Origin of the sequence: uncultured Psychroserpens sp., from assembly GCF_947503375.1 — a bacterium.
Taxonomy (GTDB): Bacteria; Bacteroidota; Bacteroidia; order Flavobacteriales; family Flavobacteriaceae; genus Psychroserpens.
In genome coordinates, this window is record NZ_CANNDQ010000002.1 from 1 (window position 1) to 26,381 (window position 26,381).

Here is a 26,381-nt window from a genome sequence, read left to right on the forward strand (position 1 = left end):
CTGCTTCATATCCTGCTGCATCTGCACAAGCAATACTATCTGGGAACTCAGGTACTGTAATATCAGCTTCTGGTGCTGCATCGATAAGAATTTCAAATGGTCCAGCAATTAAATCTCTATCGCATTGATCTTTATCTATATAATTAATTGTGATTTTTCCACCGCAAGCGTCATACTCTACATCAACAATAGGCTCAATAGAACCTGATAATTCACATCCAGTCCCTTCTAAACCATTGCTATATGTTGCATTTGCAACTTCGTATTCAGCCGCATCAGCACAAGCAATACTTTCTGGAAATTCTGGTAATGTAATATCAGCTTCTGGTGCTGGGTTAACAGTGATAACATATGGTCCTGCACTTAATGGACGACCACACGCATCTTCAGCATCGTAAGATACTGTAATTGAACCACCACATTTTCCATAACTGTTAGATACTGTAGCTTCAATTATTCCAGAAATTTCACATGCTGTTCCTTCTAAGCCATTACTATAAGTAGCATCTCCTGCAACAAAAGCTATAGCTTCTTGACATGAGAATGAATCTGGGAATTCTGGCTTAGAAACTAAAGCTTCTGGTGCTTGTTCTACATCAAACTCATATGGTCCTGCACTTAGTGGACGACCACACTCATCTTGTCCGTTGTATGTTACTGTGATCTTTCCACCACATGCATCGTAATCTTTTTCAACTGTAGCTGTGATTGATCCTGAAATCTCACATGCTGTTCCTTCTAAGCCATTACTATATGTTGCATCTGCTGCTTCATATCCTGCTGCATCTGCACAAGCAATACTATCTGGGAACTCAGGTACTGTAATATCAGCTTCTGGTGCTTGTTCTACATCAAACTCATATGGTCCTGCACTTAGTGGACGACCACACTCATCTTGTCCGTTGTATGTAATGGTAAGTTTACCACCACATGCATCATAATCTCTTTCAACATTAGCTGTAAGCGATCCTGAAATCCCACATGATAAACCATCTAAATTGTTACTATATGTAGCATCAAGTGGAGTGTATGTTGCAGCATCTGCACAAGTAATACTATCTGGTAATTCAGGTGCACTCACTTGAGCTTCTGGTGCTGGTATTACATTGATAAGTTGTTGAGCATTGATTTCTCTTTGGCACTCATCAGTATACGTCCAGTTAACAGTAATTGTACCACCACAAACTGTAAAGTCTGGCGTAGCATTTCCTGTTACAGAACCCATAATACTACATGCACCTTTAGATACTCCATTACTATATGATAAATCTCCTGCTTGGAAGTTATATGCTTCTTCACAAGTGATTGTATCATCAGCTACTTCTTCAAACTGAGCCATTGGTGCTGGCAAAACAGTGATTTCTTGAGTAGCACTTACTGATCTTCCACAGAAATCTGTAGCTGTCCAAGTTCTTACTAAAACACCACCTGCACATGCAAGTCCAAGTTGAGAATCATCTTCTTCAAAAGTTAAGGTAAGATCTTTACCTTCAGAGCAATTATCAAAAGCAACAACTTGAGCTGGCTCAGGAATTTCATCAATACAACTTACAGTAGTATTAACTGGTACACCATCTAACATAGGATCTTCTTGATCTGAACCTTGGAATACAATTTGTAATGGCTCTGCAAAGTTGCCACATAAATCTCTAATTGTATAATCGTAAACAGCTACCCACTTACAATCTGTACCTTTAGAATAACTTGTTTTTTCTACGAATACTGGACCACCACAATTGTCACTATATAGCATAGCAATTTCTTCTTCAGAAGGACCTTGATTCTTATCTAAGAAACATGCTTCAGAATTTAGGTTTCCTTGTGGTATTTCAGCATTTTTATTTAAAGCTGGTGGTGTTTGATCACTACCACTATAATTTACATCTAATTCAGCTGCCGGATTTCCGCAAGCATCGGTTATTTGATACTTGTAATTAGCAGTCCATGAACAATCATCTCCTTCAGGTGCGCCAAATTTAACAACTGTTACATCTCCTAAACAATTGTCTGAGTATAATGCAGCAATTTCTGCTTCGGTTGGTCCTAATGGAGCATCATTGAAACATAAATCTAAATTTGAACCTCCTGCAGGAACTTCTGCTCCCTCATTTAATTCTGGTGGAGTTCGATCTCCTCCTACATATCCAATTTTGATTTGCTCTTCGAAATCTCCACACTTAACATCATAAGTGTATTCAACTTCCCAATCGCAATCATTTCCAGACATACTTTCAGTTTTTACAACTGTAGCCACTAGTCCAGGGCATTGGTTCATATACAAGTTTGCAACATCTGCCTCAGATGGGCCAGGTGGTGCGTCTTCTTGGCAACGATTGAAGAATGTACTTCTTTCAAGCGTCTGCCCGAACACTGGTCCCATACTAAACATAAAAAGCATGATAAAGACTAATGCCTTCATGCTTCTTTTTTGTTTTGTAATAAGATCAATGCTACAACACGATAAATTAGTGATCGACTGCCAAATTTTGGCGCGCCCACCACTTCGGGTAAAATTGCTCATAAACATAACATTTGGTTTTAAATTAAAATTATCTTAACATTTATTTATTGACATTAAATTCTTTATGTCAACATAACAGTAGTAGCGTTGATTTTTGCAGGTTTGGGGCCGTTAATAAAATCAAGTTGCAGGACGAATTAACGTCATACAAACGAAAATAAAGCTTGAATACCTAGATATTCAAATACTCAATAAATGTGCTAATAATCAATTGTTGTGCTATCAAACAATTTTAGGTAAGATCATAAAAAACAACTGCTATTATGTTATTTTTTATGTGGCCAAAATGAACATTATTCACCTTGACTTACTTTCAAAAGTAGATTATAAAATATTGACTGCCAAATAAATTTAGTCTTTTTTTATATAATAAACAGTTGAACATTTTTTTTTGCATTTAATCGAAAAGTAATTCATTTTCGATGCAAAAATCTTCGATAAAATGTATTGATTTTTTTATCAAATCATGAAATACTATGTCTTCTTTAACATATTTCACTTCGTTTCTATAAGCCATTAAAAAAGACTCGATTAGAGGTGATGATTTTTTAGGCTTTCTAAAATAAAGTGCTTGTGATGCGTTCAATAATTCTATGGCTAGAATACGTTCAACATTATTAACTAAAGTAAATGCTTGAGTTGCCGCATTAGCGCCCATACTTACATGATCTTCTTGACCATTACTCGACACAATACTATCTATACTTGCAGGCGTAGCTAATTGCTTATTAGCACTTACGATACTAGCTGCGGTATATTGTGGAATCATAAAACCCGAATTTAAGCCAGGATTGTCTACCAGAAAAGTGGGTAAGTGTCTTTCTCCAGATACGAGTTTATAAATTCTTCGCTCAGAGATGTTACCAAGTTCGGCAATCGAGATTTTTAAATAATCTAATGCTAAAGCCAAAGGTTGTCCATGGAAATTTCCACCAGATATTATTTCGTCATCATCAACAAAAATATTTGGATTATCTGTGACCGAATTTATTTCGGTTTTAAATGTTTTTTCAACAAACTTCAATGTGTCTTTCGTAGCACCATGTACTTGTGGTATACATCTAAAAGAATATGGGTCTTGTACATGGCTCTTTTCTTGTTGAATAAGTTCACTACCTTCCAAAATCTCTTTTATACGATCGGCTGTTTTTAATTGTCCGAAATGTGGTCTTACCATATGCACTAGCGCATTAAATGGTTCTATCCTACCGTCAAACGCATCTAAGGAGATACAAGCTATAACATCTGCCATATAAGACAACTTGTAAGATTTAATAAGTAAATGTATTCCGTATGCGCTCATGAACTGAGTTCCATTTAGTAATGCCAACCCTTCCTTTGATTGTAATTTAATGGGCTCAAGACGCAATTCATGTAAAACATGTTCTGTATTAGAAATGTTTCCTTTGTAATACACTTCTCCTTTTCCAATAAGTGGCAATGCTAAATGTGCTAATGGTGCCAAGTCTCCAGAAGCTCCCAAAGACCCTTGCGTATAAATCACAGGTAAAATATCATTATTATAAAAGTAAACCAGACGCTCAACAGTTTCTACTTGTACTCCACTATGACCATAACTCAATGATTGTATCTTAAGGAGCAACATTAATTTAACTACTTCTAAAGGCACATGTTCTCCTATTCCACATGCATGAGACATCACAAGGTTTTCTTGCAATTGCGCTAATTTATCTTTTGTAATTTTAACATCACAAAGCGACCCAAATCCTGTATTAATTCCATATATAGGTTTACTTTCATCTTGCATTTTCTTGTCAAGATAGGCTCTACACTTTGAAATTTTTTCGACAGCTTCTTGTGATAGTTCAATTGTTTTGTTGCAAAAAATAATATCACTTATTGAAGAGAGATCAAGTATCTTGGATGATATTTTATGTGTGGAATCCATTAGTAGTTATTTAATACTTCAAAATTCAACATTACAAGTATAGTATGCAACAAATGTTAATAATTAATAAAATATTAATAAACTCCTTATATTATTATATTTTTGAGAAAACTTAAATTAAATAAAATGAAACGATTATTCTTATTATTGTTTGTGATTTCTGTTGTAGCCTGCCAAGAGGAACCTAAAGATTATGTAACTCTTAATGGAAAAATTTCTAATCCGCATGAAAGCAACACTTTAAAAATTTTCAAAGGTAAAGAGTTTGAAAAGACAATCACTATTAATGAAGATGGTACATTTAGCGACACCTTAAAAGTTTCGGAAGGAGACTATACAATCAAGCATGGGGATGAATATGGTTCGATATATTTGAAAAATGGCTTTGAATCTTCTTTTGAAACAGATTACAATGATTTTGACAATACCTTAGTATATAAAGGAGATGCATCAGATATTAATAATTTTGCTATAAAATCTTATTTGGTATCTAACGATTATTTTACTGAAGACCTATTTGCTAATCCTAATACAGAAGATCTAAACAAAGCTATTGAAGACTATAAAATAGGTTTTAAAAAGTTGCAAGATAGTTACCCTGAATTAGATTCTCTGCGCATTGCTAATGGTCAAAAGAATATGGAAGGCACTATAAAATCCTTGAAGGGATACCTCTCTAGTAAAATAGCACTACGAGAATCGCTTCCAGAAGGCACACCTTCTCCAACTTTTGAGAATTACATCAATCACGCAGGTGGAACGACATCACTTTCAGATTTAAAAGGAAAATACGTATATGTTGATATTTGGGCGACTTGGTGTGGCCCTTGTAAGCGTGAAATACCGTCATTAAAAAAGGTTGAAGAACAATTTCATAATAAAAACATTGAATTTGTTAGCATTTCTGTAGACGATGAAAAACGTAGTGGCACTAAAGAAAAAGCTTTTGAAGCATGGAATAAAATGGTTAAAGACAAAAATTTAGGCGGTATTCAATTATTTTCAGATAATGCTTGGAAATCTGATTTTGTACGTAATTATAAAGTAGATGGTATTCCACGTTTTATATTAATTGATCCAGATGGAAACATCGTTACTCCAGATGCTCCTAGACCATCAAATCCAAAATTAGTAGAATTACTAGAAGAAAAACTAAATATATAAATCACTTACACACATGAAAAACCACGCAATTAAGCGTGGTTTTTTTATTGCTTTTTATTTTCTTGTTCAACCTTGGGTTGCTCAGGCTGTCTGAATAAGTCAAGATAAGCTTCGCCTAAAGCTTCAATAATATGACTGGCTATCATACTTTGATAACCTAAATCTTCAACTGCTATATCAGCAGATCTACCGTGAAGATATACTCCAAATAGAGTTGCGTGTAATGGATGATATCCTTGCGCAATCATTCCTGTGATAATTCCTGTAAGTACGTCTCCTGTTCCTGCAGTTGCCAAACCTGGATTACCAGTAGAATTAATATAACATTTGTCGTTGTATACAGTAATAGTATTAGCGCCTTTAATTACTATTACGGCATTGTGTTTTTTAGAAAATATCTTGACCTTCTTTAATTTATCAAAATCGTCTTTCCAAGTACCAATCAAACACTCTAACTCTTTAGGGTGTGGTGTTAACACGCAAAGCTTTGGTAAATATTTTAAAAGCGTTTTCTTTTTTGAAAGTATGTTGAGTCCATCAGCATCTATAACCATTGGTGATGCATTAGTTTTCAAAAATTGCGCTAAAGCAGATATGGTTTTAGTATTCGTCCCAATTCCTATACCTAAACCAACTACAGTAGGTTTAATTTCAAATTTGATATCTGTGATTATTGTATCGTTTGCATCTGTAATAACCATAGCTTCTGGTAAAGCAGTCTGCAAAATTGAATAACCGCATTTTGGTATAAAAGAAGTCACCAGACCTGAACCTGAAGCTAGAACTGCTCTGCTTGTTAAAAGTACAGCTCCAATTTTACCATAGCTTCCACCTATGACTAGCGCATGACCATAACTCCCTTTATGTGAAAATTTTTCTCGTGGCTTATACATAGGTAAGACTTCATGCTTACCTATAAGTTCAACATCAGTTTCTGTTTTAAATAAGAACTCACGATCAATTCCAATATCTAAAACTTCCCATTGCATTGAGAATTTTGCTGTATCTGGCAAAAAGAAAATAAGTTTAGGTGATTGAAAACTAAGTGTATGATTTGCCCAAACGACTCCATTTTCATTTTCTGGTATTTTATCTGTGTAGGCTCCAGATGGTATATCTATAGATAATGTAAAAGCTTGACTTAACTTAAAATGCATAAACAATTGACTAACCCATTCATCTGCTGGTCGATTGAGTCCGATACCAAATACGGCGTCAACTATAATATCATCTTTGTTGATTTTTGGGAAATCTTCTTTACAGCCAAGAAGTGTTGGCCAATTTTTAGTAGTCTGCTTTATACTATCGTAATTGATTAAAAAATCTTTAGAACGCTTATCACTACAATTTACTATATACGTATGTACATTATATCCATGAATGATTAAGTGCCTTGCAACGACAAGACCATCTCCACCATTATTTCCGATACCACAGAATACATGAATAGGCACTTGAGCCCCTTGCATTCTAATGTGTAACCAATTAAATATTTGGATTCCTGCACGTTCCATTAATTCAACTGAAGTAATCCCTTGTTTTTCAGCAGTTAACCTATCGCCTTCATAAATTTGTTCTTTAGAGAAAATTTTCACGTGTACTATTTTTATTAAAAGTAAAAGTAATACTTTTGAAACGTAAATTAAAACCAAACATCTGAGTGTAAGATGTAATCTTTATCTTATGAAAGTATTAAAATTTGGAGGAACATCAGTTGGGTCTGCGGCAAATATAAATAGTGTTATAACCATCTTAGAAAATCTGTCTAAAACTAACAATATCATTTGTGTGGTTTCTGCTGTTGGTGGCATTACAGATGAATTATTGTATGCTGGTAAATTAGCTCAAGAAAAAGACAACTCTTATAAAGATGTATTCAATTCAATTAAACGCAATCATCTAAAGTTAGTTGAAACTCTAATTCCAAAAAAAAACAAAAGTGTTGTAAAACTTGTAGAAGAAAAACTAAAAGAACTTAATGACCTGTTAGACGGACTTTATTTGATAAACGAATTATCTTTAAAGACTTCAGATAAACTTTTAAGTTTTGGTGAGTTATTGTCGTCATTCATAATCTCTGAAACTTTAAAATCAAGACAAATCAATAGTGAGTTGAAAAATTCTCAAGAACTCATTGTTACAAATTCAAATTACACAAAAGCAGAAGTTTTATTTGAAACTACAAATACTAATATTCGCAACTATTTTAAAGCTACAAATCAAAAAATCACAATAGTACCTGGTTTTGTTTCAAAGTCTAATCAAGGAGAGTTTACAACATTAGGTCGTGGCGGATCAGATTATACTGCTGCGATAATAGCTGCTGCACTTAAAGTAGAGCAATTAGAGATCTGGACTGATGTGAGTGGAATGTATACTGCCAATCCAAAAATAGTTAAGCAGGCTTTTCCAATTAAGCACCTTTCTTATCAAGAGGCTATGGAACTATCGCACTTTGGAGCTAAAGTGTTGTATCCTCCAACTGTACAACCTGTATTAGACCTTAATATTCCTATACATATTAAAAATACTTTAAAACCAGAGGTAATAGGCACAGTTATTGGTGTCAAAACTGAAAAAAAAATAACGTCTCCTGTAAAAGGAATTACTCATATTAACAACATCGCTTTACTAACCTTACAAGGCAATGGTATGGTAGGTATTCCAGGGTTTTCAAAACGTCTTTTTGAAACTTTAGCTCAAGAGAAAATTAATATCATATTTATCACTCAAGCATCATCTGAACACTCTATCTGCTTTGGTGTTGATATTAGTGATGCTGACAATGCAAAAATTGCTATAGACAACAATTTTGAAAATGAAATTTCGCTCCACAAGATCGATCCAATTCTTATTGAACAAAACTTATCTATAATTGCATTGGTGGGAGATAATATGAAAAATTTCCAAGGCATTTCTGGAAAAATGTTCAGTACACTAGGGAAAAACAATATTAATGTTAGAGCTATAGCTCAAGGTGCATCTGAACGTAACATTTCTGCAGTTATCAATGAAAATGACGTAAGAAAAGCATTAAATACACTTCATGAACGCTTTTTCGAAGTTAAAACAAAACAACTCAATGTTTTCATTGTTGGCATTGGAAATGTTGGCGAAAAACTTATTGACCAAATAGAGCAACAACACAGTTTTCTGAAAAAGAATTTAAAAATAGATGTTCGTATAATTGCACTGGCAAACTCTAAAAAAATGGTGTTTAATGAAAATGGCATTAATCTCAAAAATTGGGCTTCACAATTTCACTATGCTGATAAGTCTACTTTAGATAGTTTTTTTAATAAAACAGTGACTCTTAATCTACGCAATAGTATTTTTGTTGATATCACAGCTGAAGATAGTGTAGCCAATTATTATGAAGCCTATTTGAAGCAAAGCATTGCTGTAGTTGCATGTAATAAAATTGCTTGTTCAAGTACTTTTGAAAGATATAAACGACTACAAGAGCTATCATTAAGTTTTAACACACCTTTTCTTTATGAAACCAACGTAGGTGCTGGTTTACCAATTATTAATACATTAAACAATTTAGTGGCATCAGGCGATAAAGTAACTAGTATTCAAGCTGTATTATCTGGAAGCCTAAACTTTATATTCAATCACTTTAGTGATCGTACTAATTTTCATGATACTGTAAAACGGGCTCAATTTGAAGGCTATACAGAACCAGATCCAAGAATAGATTTAAGTGGTGTTGATGTCGCTAGAAAGATATTAATCTTAGCAAGAGAAAATGGTGGCACTATGGAGATAGAAGATATAGATAATCAATCTTTTTTAACTCAAGCTAATCTCGATAGCAACTCTATAGATGATTTTTACAAAACATTAAAGGCTGATGAGGCTCATTTTCAAAAACTATATGAAAAAGCAAAGTCTAAAAACTGTCAATTAAAGTATGTTGCAGAGTTTAAGAATGGTAAAGCGAAACTTGGTCTAAGAGAAATTCCTGAAGGACATCCATTCTATAACTTAGAAGGGAAAGACAATGTAGTCATGTTCTATACACAACGTTACCCAGAACAACCTTTAATTATAAAAGGTGCTGGTGCTGGTGCTGACGTTACTGCATCAGGGTTATTTGCAGATATTATTAGAATTGGAAATAAATAACCATTTCTATTAAAATGAAAACAGATATGAATGAAATAAGGATTTTTTCACCCGCTACTGTTGCTAATGTTTCCTGCGGTTTTGATGTTTTGGGCTTTTGCTTAGATACCATAGGTGATGAAATGGTTGTTAGAAAAACAAAAGAAAAAGGAGTTTCTATTTCTAAAATTATTGGTTCAGATTTACCTTATGACATTCAAAAAAATGTTGCTGGAGTTTCGGCGCTAGCCTTGTATGATGACGCCAAACCTAATTTTGGTTTCGACATTGAAATTTATAAGCATATCAAACCTGGAAGTGGAATCGGAAGCAGTGCTGCAAGCGCTTCAGGAAGTGTGTTTGCTATTAATGAATTGTTAGGTAGACCATATTCAAAAACACAACTTACCCACTTTGCTATGAAAGGTGAGGCTATAGCTAGCGGTAGTGAACATGCAGATAATATTGCTCCAACTATTTTTGGAGGTTTTACACTAATAAAAAATACATCTCCAATTAAGGTATTACAGCTACCTACTCCTGATGAGCTATATGCTATTATTATTCATCCCCAAATTGAAATCAAAACATCTTTAGCAAGAGCAATCTTACCTAATAGTATTCCTCTGAAAGATGCCATTACACAATGGTCAAACCTTGGAAGCTTAGTTCATGCACTGCATACCAACGATTATGACTTACTAGGTAATTCATTAGAGGATGTTATTATTGAACCGCACAGAAGCGAACTAATTCCGCATTTTCAAATGGTAAAAAAAGAAGTACTAAATAATGGTGCTTTGGGTTGTGGTATTTCTGGCTCTGGTCCTTCTATATTTAGTTTATGCAAAGGCGTTAAAAATGCCAAACAAGTTAAGAATGCGATCAATAATAGCTATTTAAAAACAGAGGTTTCATTTGAAATTCATTTATCAAAAATTAACACAGAAGGTATTAAAATTTTATAGAAACTCGGTTACTCATGAACTATTTTAGTTTAAATAAAAAAGCGCCCAACACAACATTCAAAAATGCTGTCATTAAAGGACTTGCACCAGATAAAGGTTTATATTTTCCAGAAAAGATCGAGCCTTTACCTAAATCATTTTTTGACACTATTGGCGCCTTATCAAATACTGAAATCGCCTATGAAACCATTAAACAATTTGTGTCTCCTGATATTCCAGAATCGGTCTTGAAAACGATTATTGAAGACACCTTGTGTTTTGATTTTCCGGTAATACCTATAAACGAAACTATTTCAACATTAGAGTTATTTCATGGCCCTACAATGGCCTTTAAAGATGTAGGAGCGCGTTTCATGGCTAGGTGCTTAGGTTATTTTAATACTGGCAAAACAGAGCAGGTAACAGTTTTAGTAGCCACATCTGGTGATACTGGAGGTGCTGTGGCCAATGGATTTCTGGACGTTAAAGGTGTAAATGTAGTTATTTTATACCCTTCTGGTAAGGTAAGTGATATTCAAGAAAAGCAATTAACTACGTTAGGTCAAAATATTACTGCGTTAGAAGTAGATGGCGCATTTGACGATTGCCAAGATATGGTTAAGCGTGCATTTTTGGATGAAGAACTGACTAGTGTAATGCAGCTTACTTCTGCAAACTCTATCAATGTAGCAAGATGGCTACCTCAGCTTTTCTATTTCATGTTTGCTTATAAAAGCTTACATAAGACTCATAGAACTATTGTGTTTTCGATTCCAAGCGGGAACTTTGGAAATATTTGTGCTGGCATGATGGCGCAGCAATTAGGTCTTCCTATTAAGCACTTTATAGCAGCAAATAATGCTAATAATGTGGTGACAGAGTATTTAAAAACCAACTCTTATAATCCAAAACCTTCAGTGCAAACTATAAGTAATGCAATGGATGTTGGTAACCCAAGTAATTTTATTCGTATTCAAGAAATATACAACCATAATTTTGATATTTTAAAAAATAACCTGTCTTCATATAGTTTTACAGATAATGAAACAAAAATGGCCATAAAAGAGCTATATGATACTTACAACTACATTTCTGACCCTCATGGTGCTGTAGGTTACCTAGGCTGTAAAGCCTTTTTAAAATCACATCCAGACACGTATTGTGTGTTCCTTGAAACTGCACATCCTACTAAATTTTTAGATGTTGTTGAAAGTGTTATTTCTGAAACCATTGATCTTCCTCCACAAATTAAAGCTGTGATTGATAAAGAAAAGGTTGCTACTAAAATTTCTAATTACGGTGCGCTAAAAGATTTTTTATTGACATCTGTACACTAAATAACGTAATAGTACACCATGAAAAAGTGACATATAGCGCCACCTAAAACAAATAGGTGCCAAATAACATGGTTGTAGGGAATTTTCTCAATAGCATAAAAAATAATTCCTAAGGTATAGAAAGCACCACCTGCAAATAGTAAATACAGCCCATTTAAATGCATTCTTTCTGCTAAATTTGAAAAATCGAAAACAATCAACCAACCCATTACCAAATACAAAAGTGTAGAAAACGTCTCAAATTTACCTGTAAAGAACAGTTTTAAAATAACTCCAAAAGCAGCAATACTCCAAACAACCCAAAATAGTAGCCATCCCAAGCTATCTGAGAGAACAATTAGCAATACTGGTGTATAAGTACCTGCAATAAGCAGATATATACTAATGTGATCAATAATTCTAAAGTAATGTTTACGCTTATCACCATTTACTGCGTGATAAAATGTAGATGCTAAAAAGAGAATAATAATTGATATGCCATATACGATAACACTAAATAGAGCATAAGGTCTTTCACTTTTTAAAAAAATAATAAGTAGTATTAAACCTGCTATCCCTAAAGCAGCTCCTATACCATGGCTCCATGCATTTAACCGTTCTTCTAATGGCGATTGTGTTCGCATTATTGTTTGACCTCTACAGTTTTATTGTCTAACCATTTCGTTGTTAAATCATAGTAATCAAATTCTACAACTGGCTCTTGTCGTTCTAACTTTCCATCTTGAAAAGCACGTTCTAATATATCTTCAATTAAAAAGTCTTCCTTAGCATGTAAAGGATCAAACTCTCGTTTTAATGAAATGTCAAACATACTAGCTGTGGTGTTGAACCAAAATGCACGCCATCCATTACGTAATTCTTTAATTAACTGAAAGGTGGTTTTTCCAGTTTGTCTATGAATGAGCTTAACTAGTATCTGACCTTCTGTACGTGTTAATTTTTTTAACTCGGCTGAAAATTCATCTTCGATGTACTTCTGAATTATTTTTGCATAACGTTTTTTTGCTCGTTTACTCTCTAAAGTTTCAAGACGAGCTTTTAATGCAACTAGTCGTTCTGCTGCTAATTTAGCATAAGGATAAACTTTTAATGTTTTTCGCTTTAAGACCAAATACCTAATACGCTCATCTTTACTATCAAATTTTAGTTTTCGTAGCATAATAACCTCATCTAATTCAATAGCAGTTTGTGGGATAGAATCGCCTTCAACCAAAATATATTCAACGGCTGTTGTGTCCTGCTGTACTGGCTTGATTTGAGCCATTAGCAAAACCGGAAATAAAAGATATAAGTACGTTATAAACTTCATTACATAATACTGTGCTAAAACCATTCCAAAATTACGGATTTACAGGTACTAAAACCTTAAAATCGTATTAATATTATAATTAAATCCATTTTTCTTGTACTTAAAAAAACCCATAAATGATAATCATTTATGGGTTTTTTTTATGTTGTCAATTATTTAAAGCCGCTGTCGATTATCATCAGACCTAGTATCGATTAGCTTATTGTAAGGATCTACGCCAACTTCTGTTGGTTGTTCGTCTACAATGATAGATATCTTATTATTAATTTTTGAAATCTTATGCTTTTTCAAATACAGTACTTTTTCTTTTTTCTTTCCATTGACATCATCTTCAGCAAAGACGCCAATATCTATATAATCTTTTAACGGTACTGAAAGTAGTGGTCGTGTCTTTCCTTCTGGCAAAAACGAAATAGAGTCTTGATCTGCTTCAGAGTAATAACGCTTTCCTTTTTCATCATTTCTGTATTTGCTCACATTGAATTCAATATCAACTTTATACTTACCGTCATCCAACGCTGTACTAGAAACGTCAACCACTCTATTGTCATATAATGTAATGGTTTCAAACATATCTTTAATTACATATTGTAAACTATCTGGCGTTACAGCTTTAATATGATTAACCATATCTATTGAGGTCGTATAAGGCGGTTCTTGAAACTTTACTTTCTCAACATAATCTTTAAGTGCATTATTAAGCACATCGTCTCCAATATAATCACTCAAAGCATAAAAAATAAGTGACCCTTTTTGATAACGAATATACCCTTGTCCATCATTATACATCAACGGCTTTTCTCGTTTACTTTCAAACGTTCGTCGTGTTAAATAATCATCTAGAGACTTCTTCAAAAACTTGCGCATTTGTGATTTTCCAATCTCCTTTTCAAGTACTTTAAGTGCTACATACTCAGATAAACTCTCAGATAGCATTGTTGCTCCTAGTACATCTGCTCCAATAACTTGATGTGCCCACCATTGATGAGCTACCTCATGTACTGTAATGGCATAAGTATAATCAACGCCTCCTTCTTCGCTATCGTCAACATCTGCTATAAAGCCTGCATCTCCAGCAAAAGGAATTGTATTAGGAAATGATTGTGCAAAACTTCCTCTTGGGAATTCAACAATACGCAACTGTTTATGTTGGTACGGACTAAAATTCTCGCTATTGTACTCAAGTGAGGCTTTCATACCTCGCATCATACGATCTAAATTATACTCATGTCCTTTATGATAGTAGATTTCAAGATCTACATCTTTCCATTTATCACGCTTAACTTCATATTCAGCTGAGTTAAAAGCGTAAAAATGCAGAATCTTACTATCCATCTTATAGTTAAAATAATGCCTACCACCTTCTGTCCATTCCTTCTGAAGGTAACCAGGAGCTATTGCTATTTGGTCTTCGCTCGTACTAACAGTAGCTTCAAAATCAATCCAATCACTATCCTTGGAGATATAAGTGTTTCCTAATGCAGTAGAATCACTTGGATGCGGTTTTAACTCATTTGGAGGTAATCCATATTTTTCTCGTGTCTTATCATCTGTTAATTCACCTCCACTATATCCAAAACCAGGAAATAACTGAACATTGTTTATAAAGGTTCCATTTGCAATTACGGGTGAGTTACGTCTTAAAATGGTATTAGGCTTATTTTTAACAGTGAAATACAACTGTATTGAGTCTCCAGGATTCAATGGTTGCTTTAATTTGTATATGTCGAAATTATATAACGTGTCTTCTAAAACTAAAGTATTATCTCTATCAAATTTAAATGTACTTGGATAACTGTTGTGATTTAAGAAAAGACTATCTATCACCTGATTGGTTTTATTAACCATCGTATAATTTCCAGAGGCATCAAAATTTAACATTTTAGGAAAAATATTAAGATCAACTTTAACAGCAACAATTCTAGGTTGCGCATAGTCTTCATACTTTTTGTATTTCTTTTCCCATTCAACAGACTGTTCTTCTCGTTCTTTAGAAGAATAACGTGTGTTGGCTATATTATTTTCGTGATAGATTTTAAATCCTAAAGATAAAAATCCAATCAGTAAAATTATAAATGTAGTAGCCACTGGTAACTTAAATCTAGATCTAGCAATCTTTAATCGTTCTTTAAATGAATGTGGTAATCCTCTAACCCAAAATAAGCCTGCTATGAGCATTAAAATCAAACCTGCTATAAACCAATAACCTTTGTAGATTAGATAACGTGCTAGCGAATTACCATATCCGTTCATATCGTTATAGCTAAACCCAGGACCTTCATTATATTTAAAGATAGATTGTTCAACACCCGCAAGACCTAACAATGGAATACCTATAGACAATACAATAAGTACAAACAACCCTAAATATGGATTTCTAATTAGTGTTTGTACCATAAGTGATAAAAATGCCCATATGATGTAATTAATAAGTTTTAAACCGTAAAGCTCTTTAATGTACAAGCCTAATTCAATATCATAATACCCTTTATATAATTGAAATAAAATTCCTGATATCATTATTACAGATAATAACAACATTTGCATTTTCACAATCGCTATAAATTTAGATAAGAAAAGTGACCAATTAGGAATTGGTGTAACGTCTTCTAAACCATTCATTCGTGTTATTTTACTTCGGTTTACTAGCATACCAGCATACAAGAACGTACAAATATTAATTGCTATTACAAAAGCACCTCCACCTTGTAACATGCGCCATGTTCTTGGGTAAGTTGGTGTTCCAAATGGGTTGCTAAAATCAGAAAGTGCTATTAAAACAATAATCAATCCTACTAGAACAATACTAATAAACGGCCAACTTTTAACGATATATTTAAATTCAACATTAGAAATCTTCCATGTGGCTTTTAAATTCTGAATAAATGAATAATCAAAATTTACTTTTGGAAGGTTGATTCTAGTTATACCACCAAAATTACTTTTAGTTGAACGCTCTCCTTTTTTCTTTTTGAACAATGAAAATGAAATCGCATTTTGGCTAAACGTAAAAAATTTATAAACTAAACCAAATATCAAGCTTGCAATACCTAACCACAATAACCTATTGTAAAGAATAACTTCTTTTATGGGCAAATGCAACTCATTTTGTTCAGCTACAGTCCAATATCGTGTATAATATTGCACTGCTGCTGCTCCATAAGGATCCAACATGGCGGCCATATATCTATGCTCTGGGTCAGATAGCAAGCCTTCTGTTAACCCTTGTACAAAAAGTAATAAGATAACCGTAATAAAACCTGCTGCTATATTTCTAGTAAATGTAACTACAGCAAATACAATGGCGCCAAACAATAAGATATTTGGTAAGATGTAAAGCCAATATGTATTGAAATAAGAACTGAAATCAAAGGCGGTTACTATGTCTGGATTTGTTCCAGGAAGTCTAAATCCAATAAAAATACCAATACCAATCATTAATACGATGCAGGTAACTATAAGTATGGAACTAAAAAATTTAGCAAATAAATAATTAGCCTTAGAAAATGGATAAGAATATAAGATTGTATGCATTTCACTCTTATAATCTCTGTACACTGACACACCAATAATTGAAGGAAACAGAAAGAAAATAAATATCGATAATCCGCTAAATAGATTATTAATTCCTAATGGCGAATTTACTATTCTAGAAGAACCAGTAGTAACCGTTACACTATCGAAAATTCCAGCTGAAGAAGCCGAAAATAATAAAGATAATGCAAAGAAAATTGATAAATATATGTAAAAGGCTGGTCTTTTAATCCAGTATTTTATTTCATGAAAAAATATAGTTGAAAACATAATGTATTTTTTAATAATTAAAGATCAATCTTAACTTAGCACAGGTTCGTCATGCCTTAATGCTATAAAATACACGTCGTCTAATTGTGGTTCTGCATAGGAGAAGTCCTCATCAGGACTCTCATCTGATAACACTCTTATATTTAAGCTATTGTCTTCATTATAGTTTGATGAAAGCACATTGTATTTGGTTTCATTAATTTCTAAATCTTCTCGTTGTATAACTTTAGTCCAAATCTTACCGTTCAATTCTTCTCTAGCTTTAGTAGGAGTAGAATGCTTTAAAATACGACCTCCATTCAAAATAGCCATTTCATTACATAATTCTTTTACATCTTCTACAATGTGTGTAGAAAATATTACTGTGCAATTGGTTCCTACTTCTCTGAGTACGTTCAAAAACCGGTGTCTTTCAGCTGGATCTAAACCTGCCGTTGGCTCATCTACAATGATTAGTTTCGGATTATTAAGTAATAATTGTGCAATGCCAAATCGTTGTTTCATTCCACCAGAATAACCAGCCACATTCTTTTTTCTAACATCATACAAATTGGTAATCTCTAAGACTTCTTTCACCAAAACTCCTCTGTCCGATTTTGAACTTACCCCTTTTAAAGTAGCAAAGTAATCTAATAGTGCTTCGGCAGACATTTTAGGATACACACCAAAAGACTGTGGCAGATAACCTAAGATCTTTCTCAGTGCCATTTTATCTTCTAAAACATTGATATCGCCAAACATAATAGATCCAGAGTCAGGACTCTGCAGTGTTGCAATAGTTCGCATCAATGAGGACTTACCTGCACCATTAGGTCCTAACAAACCAAACATTCCTGTTCCAATTTCAAGGCTAAGATTATCTATAGCTTTTACTCCATTCTTGTAGGTCTTTGTTAAATCTGTAATGACTAGTTTCATTTGTTTTAGTTTAAAAATTAATTTATAAGCTGATAGGTGTAAAAATAGTTCATTTTGTTACAAAAATTAATTCACTAACGTTTTAATACTAAATAAATCCTTTTATTTTTACACAAATACAAACAATGAATACTTATGGCTACAAAAAGCATACTTAATAAAAAATCACTTGATTTCCTTGAGAACTATTTGAATAATGCAGCTCCAACTGGTTACGAATGGGATGGACAAAAATTATGGATGGATTATCTTAAACCTTACGTAGATGAATTTATTACTGATACTTACGGAACTGCGGTTGGTGTGATCAATCCAAAGGCAAAATACAAAGTAGTTATTGAAGGTCATGCAGATGAAATCTCATGGTATGTTAATTATATATCAGATAACGGGTTAATCTATGTTATAAGAAATGGAGGTAGCGATCATCAGATAGCACCAAGTAAAGTGGTGAATATCCATACTAAAAAGGGAATCGTAAAAGGTGTTTTTGGATGGCCAGCAATTCACACCAGAAACAGAGCTAAAGAGGAAGCTCCAAAGCCTGATAATATTTTTATAGATTGTGGTTGCGCTACTAAAGAAGATGTTGAAAAATTAGGCGTTCATGTTGGTTGTGTGATTACTTATCCTGACGAATTCCATATTTTAAACAAAGATAAATTCGTGTGCCGCGCATTAGATAACAGAATGGGTGGTTTCATGATAGCGCAAGTAGCACGGTTGCTTAAAGAAAATAAAAAGAAATTACCTTTTGGATTATATATCACAAACTCTGTTCAAGAAGAGATCGGACTCCGAGGTGCTCAAATGATTACTGAGACCATAAAACCAAATGTTGCTATTGTTACTGATGTTACACACGATACCACAACACCTATGATCGATAAGAAAAAAGAAGGTCATCTCGAGTTAGGTAAAGGTCCTGTTGTGGCTTATGCACCAGCTGTACAACAAAAATTGCGTGATCTAATTACAGATACAGCAGAAGCAAATAAAATTCCTTTCCAACGCTCTGCATTATCTAGATCCACTGGCACAGATACAGATGCATTTGCATACAGTAACGGAGGTGTTGCTTCCGCATTGATTTCATTACCCTTACGTTATATGCATACTACTGTAGAGATGGTACATCGAAAAGATGTAGAAAACGTGATTAAAATGATATATGAAACACTACTTAACATAAAAGAAGGTGACACTTTTTCATATTTTGATTAAATAAATAATGCAATTGCAACATCAAAAACACTTATTTGATATTCCAGAGGATGTCATTTATTTAAATATCGCAAGCCAATCTCCAGCTTTTAAGGCCGTTTATGAAGCTGGCTTAGAAGGCTTGAAACAAAAAAGTCATCCGCATACCATTAAAACATCAGATTATTTTGAGCCTGTAACTGAACTCAAAAAATTATTTGCAAAACTCATTGAAGTTAATGATTATAATCGGATAGTCACTATTCCATCTCTCTCCTATGGAATGGCTACTGTCACAAATAACATAAAGTTAAAGCCTACCGATGAGATTTTGGTTATTGAAGAGCAATTTCCTAGTAATATCTATTCTTGGCAAAAATTAGCCAAAACCTATGATGCTAAAATTGTGACTGTAAAAACCCAAAATGAAAGTGGTAGTAAATCACAGCAATTAAATAAAAACATTCTCAATGCTATAAACAAGAATACAGCAGTAGTGGCAATGGGAAATATACACTGGTCAAATGGGAATTTGTTTGATTTAAAAACAATCAGAGAAGTCTCAAAACAATACAATGCATTACTCATTATTGATGGAAGCCAATCTATTGGTGCTTTACCTTTTTCTGTTAAAGACATTCAGCCAGACGCCTTGATTTGTGCTGGTTATAAATGGTTATTCGGACCCTATGGTTGTGCATACGCTTACTATGGTGAATATTTCGATAATGGAACACCAATTGAACAAAACTGGTCTAATCGACTGCATAGTGAAAACTTCTCTAGTTTAACAAATTACGAATCACAATATAAACCTTTGGCCAATCGCTATGCCGTAGGTGAAAGTGGAAGTTTCATTTATATAAAAATGCAAATTGCTGCTTTAAAACAAGTACTTGATTGGACTCCTAAAGCCATTCAAGCTTACTGCAAAAACATTACATCGAATGCCGTAAAGAAATTAAAAGCGATGGGATGTGCTATTGAAAATGATAATGACAGAGTTCATCACCTCTTCGGTATTAAACTACCCGATCAAATAGATATAGAAGCACTCAAGAAAGCGCTGTTAAGTGAAAACATCTTTATATCCTTTAGAGGGAATTATATCCGAATATCATGTCATTTATATAACACACCTGAAGATTTTATCCCTCTAATCAACTGCTTATCATCGCATATAGATAATGCTAAGTATGGATGAACTAATTGATATTGTTGATGAAAATGGAAATGCTACTGGTAAATCAGCGTTAAAATCTGAAATCCATTCAAAAGGCCTCTTTCACCATACTGCACATCTTTGGTGTTACACATCAAAAGGTCATATCTTACTACAACAGCGAGCAGCCACAAAATCTATAGCTCCACTACTTTGGGATGTTTCAGTAGCAGGGCATGTAGATGCTGGTGAAACGATTGCAAAGGCGATAATTCGTGAGGCCAAAGAAGAAATTGGCTTAGATCTTTTTGAACACCAACTTATAAAAATTGGTGTGTTCAAGTGCTTCCAAACCTATGAAAATGGAATTATAGATAATGAATTTCACAATACATTTATTTCAAAAATAGACGTTGCAATCAAGCAATTAATACTTCAAGAAAATGAAGTTGAAGCAGTTAAGTATGTTACAATTTCAGAGTTTGAAACCCTATTGCAGAAAAGTGAAATCAATAATCACTTTATCGCTTCAAATAGCAATTATTATCATTTTGTTTTAAATGCAATAAAGAAACAAATTCAACAATAATTTTTAGTACTTTCAACTCATGAATACACTATTATTAGCTGTCGCACCAATACTTATCATCATCGTTTATATCTATTGCAAAGATAAATACGAAAAAGAACCAAGAGGCTTACTTTTATTAAGTTTTGTATTTGGAGCCATCGTTAGTATAGTTATCACCACAGTTTTATATATCGGCTTTGATATTATCCTGCCTTTACCAGATGACTATAGTGTTATTCAACAGTTTGTAAAAGCTTTTTTTGTTGTCGCTCTGGTTGAAGAATTCAGTAAATATGTTATTGTGCGTTACTTTGCACAACCAAAAACGGCATTTAACGAACCCTTCGACGGGATTATCTATGCGGTAATGATATCTATGGGTTTTGCCGCAACAGAAAATGTTTTTTACGTTCTTGAAGGCGGTTATCAAGTAGCGATATTAAGAGCCTTTACTGCTGTACCTGTCCATGCTACTTTTGGTATATTGATGGGTTATTTCATGGGAAAAGCTAAATTTTCAAATCATAGAATTCGATTAAATCTTTATGGATTGGCACTAGCCATTTTATTTCATGGCGCTTATGACTTTTTCTTGTTCATCGATTTTATCCCTGGCATTTGGATTGGTGCATTTGTATCCTTAATTATTGGTATCGTTTTATCTCAAAAAGCAATAAAAAAACATCAAAACATATCACAATTTAAACCTGAAGATGACCTTACGAAAACGTTATAATTTGTTATATTTATAACCAATTAAGAAAACAAGTTTCAATGAGTCAATCGTTTAAGGTAAATGCCAATAAATCATTCGATTTTGATATTTCGGAAATAGACAGTTCCAATCTAAATAGTATCAAAACTTCAGTAAACAAATATCATGTTCTGTATGAGGATTCATCTTATAAAACTGAAATAATACATTCAAATTTTAATAAAAAATCATTTGAAGTAAAAGTTAACAATAACACGTATAACATATACATTTCAAATGAGTTAGATGTTCTTGTTAAACAAATGGGGTTTGAATTGAGCAGTTCAAAAATGATAAATGAAATCAAAGCACCAATGCCAGGACTAATCCTTGAGATAAATGTAGAAGCTGGTCAAGAAGTTGAAGAAAATGACACACTATTAATCCTAGAAGCAATGAAAATGGAAAACGCACTAACATCTCCAAGGGCTGGTATTATAAAATCTATTTCTGTAGTAAAAGGAGATGCTGTAGACAAGAATCAATTACTAATTGAATTCCAATAAAATGAAAAAAATATTAGTAGCGAATCGAGGTGAGATTGCAATTCGCGTGATGCAAACTGCAAAAAAAATGGGCATTAAGACTGTTGCTGTATACTCTACAATAGATAGGCATTCGCCTCATGTTAAATATGCTGATCAAGCGGTTTTAATTGGGGAAGCGCCTTCTAATCAATCTTACCTTTTAGGAGAAAAAATTATTGAAGTTGCAAAACGCTTAAATGTTGATGGCATTCATCCTGGTTATGGCTTTTTAAGTGAAAATGCTGATTTTGCCGAATTATGTGAAGCCAATAATATCATTTTCATAGGTCCAAAATCACACGCCATTAAAGTCATGGGCAGCAAATTAGCTGCTAAAGAAGCTGTAAAAGCCTATAATATCCCAATGGTTCCAGGAACAGATGAAGCCATTACAGATATTTCTGAAGCTAAAGAAATAGCTAAAACTATTGGCTTCCCTATTCTTATAAAAGCTTCAGCAGGTGGAGGTGGTAAAGGGATGCGCATCGTTGAAAAAGAATCTGAATTTGAATCTCAAATGAATCGCGCCATAGGTGAAGCTGTAAATGCATTTGGAGACGGCTCCGTATTTATTGAAAAATATGTTGCATCGCCTCGACACATTGAAATACAAATAATGGCAGATACTCACGGTAATATCATCCATTTATTTGAGCGTGAATGTAGTATTCAACGTCGTCATCAAAAAGTTGTTGAAGAAGCGCCTTCAACTGTGCTAACACCAAAATTACGCGAAGACATGGGCGAAGCTGCTATAAGAGTTGCAAAGGCATGCGATTATGTTGGTGCTGGAACTGTTGAGTTTTTATTGGATGATGCACATAATTTCTACTTCTTAGAGATGAATACACGACTTCAAGTAGAACATCCTGTTTCAGAAATTATTACTAATACAGATTTGGTAGAATTACAAATACGTGTTGCTCGTGGCGAAGTACTACCAATGAAACAGGACGATTTAAAAATATATGGTCATGCTCTTGAATTGCGTGTTTACGCTGAAGACCCTTTAAATGATTTTCTTCCAAGTGTAGGCAAGCTAGAGACTTACCAGTTACCTTTTGGCAAAGGCATAAGAGTAGATAACGGTTTTGAGGAAGGCATGGAAATACCTATCTATTATGATCCAATGATCTCTAAGCTCATCACCTATGGCAATACACGCGATGAAGCGATAGCATTAATGTTAAAGGCGATAGATAATTATCATATTGAAGGAATCCAAACTACGTTACCTTTTGGCACCTATGTTTGCGAACATGATGCTTTTAGAAGTGGAAATTTTGACACGCATTTTGTTAAACGCTACTACGCACCTAAAGATTTAATTGATCAACAAAAAACTGAAGCACATATCGCTGCACTTGTTGCGGTAAAATGCTATTTGGAAGAACAAAAACAGTTGCGCATACCAAATTAATTGATTTAACAGGTTAAGACCTATAATACTACATACCATTTCTATGGATTCTAAAATAAAAAACCTCAACGATAAACTACAAAAAGCCTATTTAGGAGGCGGACAATCAAGAATTGATAAACAACATGAAAAGAAAAAACTAACCGCTAGAGAGCGTGTGATGTATTTCTTAGATGAAGGTTCTTTTGAAGAAATTGGAGCATTAGTCACACATAGAACCAAAGATTTTGGTATGGAAAACCAAAAATTCTATGGGGATGGTGTAGTTACAGGTTACGGAACAGTTGAAGGACGATTGGTATACATCTTTTCGCAAGATTTTACTGTTTTTGGCGGCTCTTTATCAGAAACACATGCTGAAAAAATATGCAAGATCATGGACTTAGCAGTAAAAATTGGTGCGCCAGTTATTGGACTAAATGATTCAGGCGGAGCTCGTATTCAAGAAGGTGTACGTTCTTTAGGTGGTTATGCAGATATTTTTTATAGAAATGTTCAAGCTTCAGGTGTAATACCACAAATTTCGGCTATCATGGGTCCTTGTGCTGGTGGTGCTGTGTATTCTCCAGCTATGACCGATTTTACAATAATGGTCGAAGATACAAGCTATATGTTTGTTACAGGTCCAAATGTTGTTAAAACCGTAACTAATGAAGAAGTGTCAAGTGAAGCTCTTGGTGGTGCTAGTACACACTCAACCAAATCTGGTGTGGCTCACAAAACCGCTTCTAACGATATCGAATGCCTAGAAGATATCAAAAAACTTTTAAGTTACTTGCCACAAAATAATACTGAAACACCTACTCTACTACCATACGAACTAAAAGAAGAGGTTAGAGATAGTTTGTCAACTGTTGTACCAGACAATGCTAATAAACCTTATGACATGCATGATGTCATTCAAGGAATTATTGATGAGAATTCATTTTATGAGATCCATAAAGATCATGCTGAAAATATTATTGTTGGTTTCGCGCGCTTAGGTGGTCGAAGTATTGGTATTATTGCTAATCAACCCATGTTTTTAGCTGGTGTATTAGACGTGAATAGCTCTAAAAAAGCGGCACGTTTTGTACGTTTCTGTGATTGCTTCAATATCCCTTTACTCGTATTAGAAGACGTGCCAGGATTTTTACCAGGAACAGATCAAGAATGGAATGGAATTATCGTTCATGGTGCCAAGCTTTTATATGCATTTAGTGAGGCTACTGTACCTAGAGTTACGGTAATTACTCGTAAAGCTTATGGCGGTGCTTATGATGTAATGAATTCAAAACATATTGGTAGTGACATGAATTTTGCTTGGCCTAGTGCAGAAATTGCCGTTATGGGAGCCAAAGGAGCTGCTGAAATTATTTTCAAAAAAGATATTAAGGCTGCTGAAGACAAGGAAGCTAAGTGGAAAGAAAAAGAAGCAGAATATGCTGAGCTTTTTGCAAATCCTTACAGTGCAGCAGAACGTGGTTTTGTTGATGAAGTCATTCATCCAAAAGACACTAGACGAAAACTCATAAAAGCTTTTGCAATGCTAGAAGATAAAGTTATTGATGGTCCTAAGCGTAAGCATGGAAATATTCCGCTTTAATCAATTAGGAAATTTACTTTTATCTAGTCCTGGAACTATTCTTAATGCATTTTTGTAATATACTTTTTTTAATACATCGTCAGGCAGGTCTAAACCATACATTGGCCAAAATGCATGGTATTTTTTGTGATATGGAAAGTATTCATCATCACTTTCAAGCACTCTGAAATATGTTGGAAACTCTTCAGGTTTCCAGCTGTCTTTTCCAAATAGAATTCGGTCTTGATACTTTATAAAAAATGCTTTTGCAAAACGAGGTTGTCTACCTAATTCGGCGATTATAGCTCCAATGCCAACATTCATATTAGGCATTTTATCAAGCAAACGACCCAATTGTTCTAGATCGTTAGCAAACCAACCCATATGTGCATTAATAAACGTTGTATTAGGATGGGCTTTAAACATGTTATGCTGCTCTTGAATAATTTGTTCCCAAGGCGCAGGATTATTAGCACCACGTTTACGACGTGGACGCGTTTTTAACTCTAACCAACGTTCATTATCTCCATTAAATTCGTCCCAAAAGGGTTTAGGGTCTGCTGCATGAATCAAAACAGGAATCCCTAACGCTCCACAAGTTTTCCAAATTGGGTCCAAACGCTTATCATCTATAGTTAAACGCTTTCCATCAACGTCTTTATTATATAAGCCCAAACTCTTGTAAACTTTAAGGCCACGAGCACCATGCTTTACGTCTTCTTTTAGTTGCGCTACTTTTTCTTCAATCCAACCCTCTGCTCCTGCACCTTCAAAATCTATGTTACAGAATACAACAAACCGATTTGGAAAATTAGCATCAATGTTAGCCATAGATTTCTCAAGATCGCGACCTGTTCGGCCACTCAAATTTACCATAATTTGCATGTTAAGTGTATCCATAGCAGCTACCACAGGAGTTAAGTCTTGATTTGGCATATTATATTGATGTCCATGTACATCAATAAATGGGAACTTGGCTTTATTAATAACTTCTCCTGGAACGACAAGCGTAGATGTTGGATTATAATCTTCAAAAGAGATATCTTGAGCAAACGAGATGAATTTTACAGCTAATATTGAAACAATAAGTAAATAGTGTTTAATTGTCATAAGTGAAAATTTATATAATAAAATTAAACATCATTAAGGCGTATCTTACAG

General features: G+C 34.0%; 19 protein-coding genes. 11 read left to right on the plus strand and 8 right to left on the minus strand.

Annotation, left to right across the window (positions count from 1 at the left end; all coding sequences use genetic code 11):
* Together Q0876_RS03225 and hutH are read right to left on the minus strand one after the other, a co-directional pair.
* The coding region (locus Q0876_RS03225) for a hypothetical protein (RefSeq protein WP_299224000.1) at positions 1-2,419 on the minus strand (2,419 nt) is incomplete at its 3' end.
* Between the two features lie 499 nt (positions 2,420-2,918).
* The gene (gene hutH, locus Q0876_RS03230) at positions 2,919-4,430 is read right to left on the minus strand and encodes a histidine ammonia-lyase (RefSeq protein WP_299224003.1); all 1,512 of its coding nucleotides are present in this window, start codon (positions 4,428-4,430) and stop codon (positions 2,919-2,921) included.
* A 126-nt stretch (positions 4,431-4,556) separates the two neighbouring features.
* Between hutH and Q0876_RS03235 the strand changes: the two genes are divergently transcribed.
* On the plus strand, positions 4,557-5,594 hold the full coding sequence (locus tag Q0876_RS03235) for a TlpA disulfide reductase family protein (protein ID WP_299224006.1): 1,038 nt from the start codon (positions 4,557-4,559) through the stop codon (positions 5,592-5,594).
* 44 nt (positions 5,595-5,638) lie between these two features.
* Here Q0876_RS03235 and Q0876_RS03240 read toward each other — a convergent pair whose 3' ends face one another.
* Positions 5,639-7,189, minus strand: a complete 1,551-nt coding sequence (locus Q0876_RS03240) for an NAD(P)H-hydrate dehydratase (RefSeq protein WP_299224008.1) — start codon at positions 7,187-7,189, stop codon at positions 5,639-5,641.
* A gap of 88 nt (positions 7,190-7,277) precedes the next feature.
* Here Q0876_RS03240 and thrA point away from each other — a divergent pair, with 88 nt between their 5' ends.
* From thrA to thrC, 3 genes are read left to right on the plus strand one after another with little or no spacing between them, the layout of a single operon-like run.
* Complete coding sequence (thrA, locus tag Q0876_RS03245) at positions 7,278-9,725, plus strand: bifunctional aspartate kinase/homoserine dehydrogenase I (protein WP_299224011.1); 2,448 nt, start codon at positions 7,278-7,280, stop codon at positions 9,723-9,725.
* Positions 9,726-9,751: 26 nt separating this feature from the next.
* Positions 9,752-10,672 carry a homoserine kinase gene (locus Q0876_RS03250; RefSeq protein WP_299225160.1) on the plus strand — a complete coding sequence of 307 codons (921 nt, stop codon included), beginning with the start codon at positions 9,752-9,754 and terminating at the stop codon, positions 10,670-10,672.
* Between the two features lie 14 nt (positions 10,673-10,686).
* Positions 10,687-11,988: a threonine synthase gene (gene thrC / locus Q0876_RS03255; RefSeq protein WP_299224014.1), complete on the plus strand. Its 1,302-nt coding sequence runs from the start codon at positions 10,687-10,689 to the stop codon at positions 11,986-11,988.
* Here thrC and Q0876_RS03260 read toward each other — a convergent pair.
* The 4 genes from Q0876_RS03260 to Q0876_RS03275 form a co-directional block, all read right to left on the minus strand.
* Positions 11,985-12,611 (minus strand): hemolysin III family protein, encoded by a 627-nt coding sequence (locus Q0876_RS03260; RefSeq protein ID WP_299224017.1) that lies wholly within the window; start codon positions 12,609-12,611, stop codon positions 11,985-11,987. The genes thrC and Q0876_RS03260 overlap by 4 nt on opposite strands.
* Positions 12,611-13,297: a DUF4294 domain-containing protein gene (locus Q0876_RS03265; protein WP_299224020.1), complete on the minus strand. Its 687-nt coding sequence runs from the start codon at positions 13,295-13,297 to the stop codon at positions 12,611-12,613. The genes Q0876_RS03260 and Q0876_RS03265 overlap by 1 nt, the downstream gene beginning before the upstream one ends.
* A gap of 156 nt (positions 13,298-13,453) precedes the next feature.
* Positions 13,454-17,101: a M1 family aminopeptidase gene (locus tag Q0876_RS03270; RefSeq protein WP_299224023.1), complete on the minus strand. Its 3,648-nt coding sequence runs from the start codon at positions 17,099-17,101 to the stop codon at positions 13,454-13,456.
* 30 nt (positions 17,102-17,131) lie between these two features.
* Positions 17,132-18,019: an ABC transporter ATP-binding protein gene (locus Q0876_RS03275; protein WP_299224026.1), complete on the minus strand. Its 888-nt coding sequence runs from the start codon at positions 18,017-18,019 to the stop codon at positions 17,132-17,134.
* A gap of 135 nt (positions 18,020-18,154) precedes the next feature.
* Between Q0876_RS03275 and Q0876_RS03280 the strand changes: the two genes are divergently transcribed.
* Genes Q0876_RS03280 through Q0876_RS03310 form a run of 7 tightly spaced genes read left to right on the plus strand, consistent with a single transcriptional unit; the run spans position 18,155 to position 25,241 of the window.
* The gene (locus Q0876_RS03280; RefSeq protein WP_299224029.1) at positions 18,155-19,243 is read left to right on the plus strand and encodes a M42 family metallopeptidase; all 1,089 of its coding nucleotides are present in this window, start codon (positions 18,155-18,157) and stop codon (positions 19,241-19,243) included.
* Between the two features lie 7 nt (positions 19,244-19,250).
* Positions 19,251-20,426, plus strand: a complete 1,176-nt coding sequence (locus tag Q0876_RS03285) for an aminotransferase class V-fold PLP-dependent enzyme (protein WP_299224031.1) — start codon at positions 19,251-19,253, stop codon at positions 20,424-20,426.
* A complete protein-coding gene (locus Q0876_RS03290; protein WP_299224034.1) occupies positions 20,419-20,973 on the plus strand; it encodes an NUDIX domain-containing protein in 555 nt (184 codons plus the stop codon). The genes Q0876_RS03285 and Q0876_RS03290 overlap by 8 nt, the downstream gene beginning before the upstream one ends.
* A 19-nt stretch (positions 20,974-20,992) precedes the next feature.
* Positions 20,993-21,691, plus strand: coding sequence for a PrsW family glutamic-type intramembrane protease (locus Q0876_RS03295; RefSeq protein ID WP_299224037.1), 699 nt, complete (start codon positions 20,993-20,995; stop codon positions 21,689-21,691).
* 38 nt (positions 21,692-21,729) lie between these two features.
* Positions 21,730-22,215: an acetyl-CoA carboxylase biotin carboxyl carrier protein subunit gene (locus tag Q0876_RS03300; RefSeq protein ID WP_299224040.1), complete on the plus strand. Its 486-nt coding sequence runs from the start codon at positions 21,730-21,732 to the stop codon at positions 22,213-22,215.
* 1 nt (position 22,216) lies between these two features.
* Complete coding sequence (locus Q0876_RS03305; RefSeq protein WP_299224043.1) at positions 22,217-23,656, plus strand: acetyl/propionyl/methylcrotonyl-CoA carboxylase subunit alpha; 1,440 nt, start codon at positions 22,217-22,219, stop codon at positions 23,654-23,656.
* 43 nt (positions 23,657-23,699) lie between these two features.
* Complete coding sequence (locus Q0876_RS03310; protein WP_299224046.1) at positions 23,700-25,241, plus strand: acyl-CoA carboxylase subunit beta; 1,542 nt, start codon at positions 23,700-23,702, stop codon at positions 25,239-25,241.
* Here the strand turns inward: Q0876_RS03310 and Q0876_RS03315 are convergent, their stop codons facing one another.
* Complete coding sequence (locus Q0876_RS03315; protein WP_299224048.1) at positions 25,242-26,330, minus strand: amidohydrolase family protein; 1,089 nt, start codon at positions 26,328-26,330, stop codon at positions 25,242-25,244. It abuts the gene before it with no gap.
* Positions 26,331-26,381 lie beyond the last annotated feature (51 nt).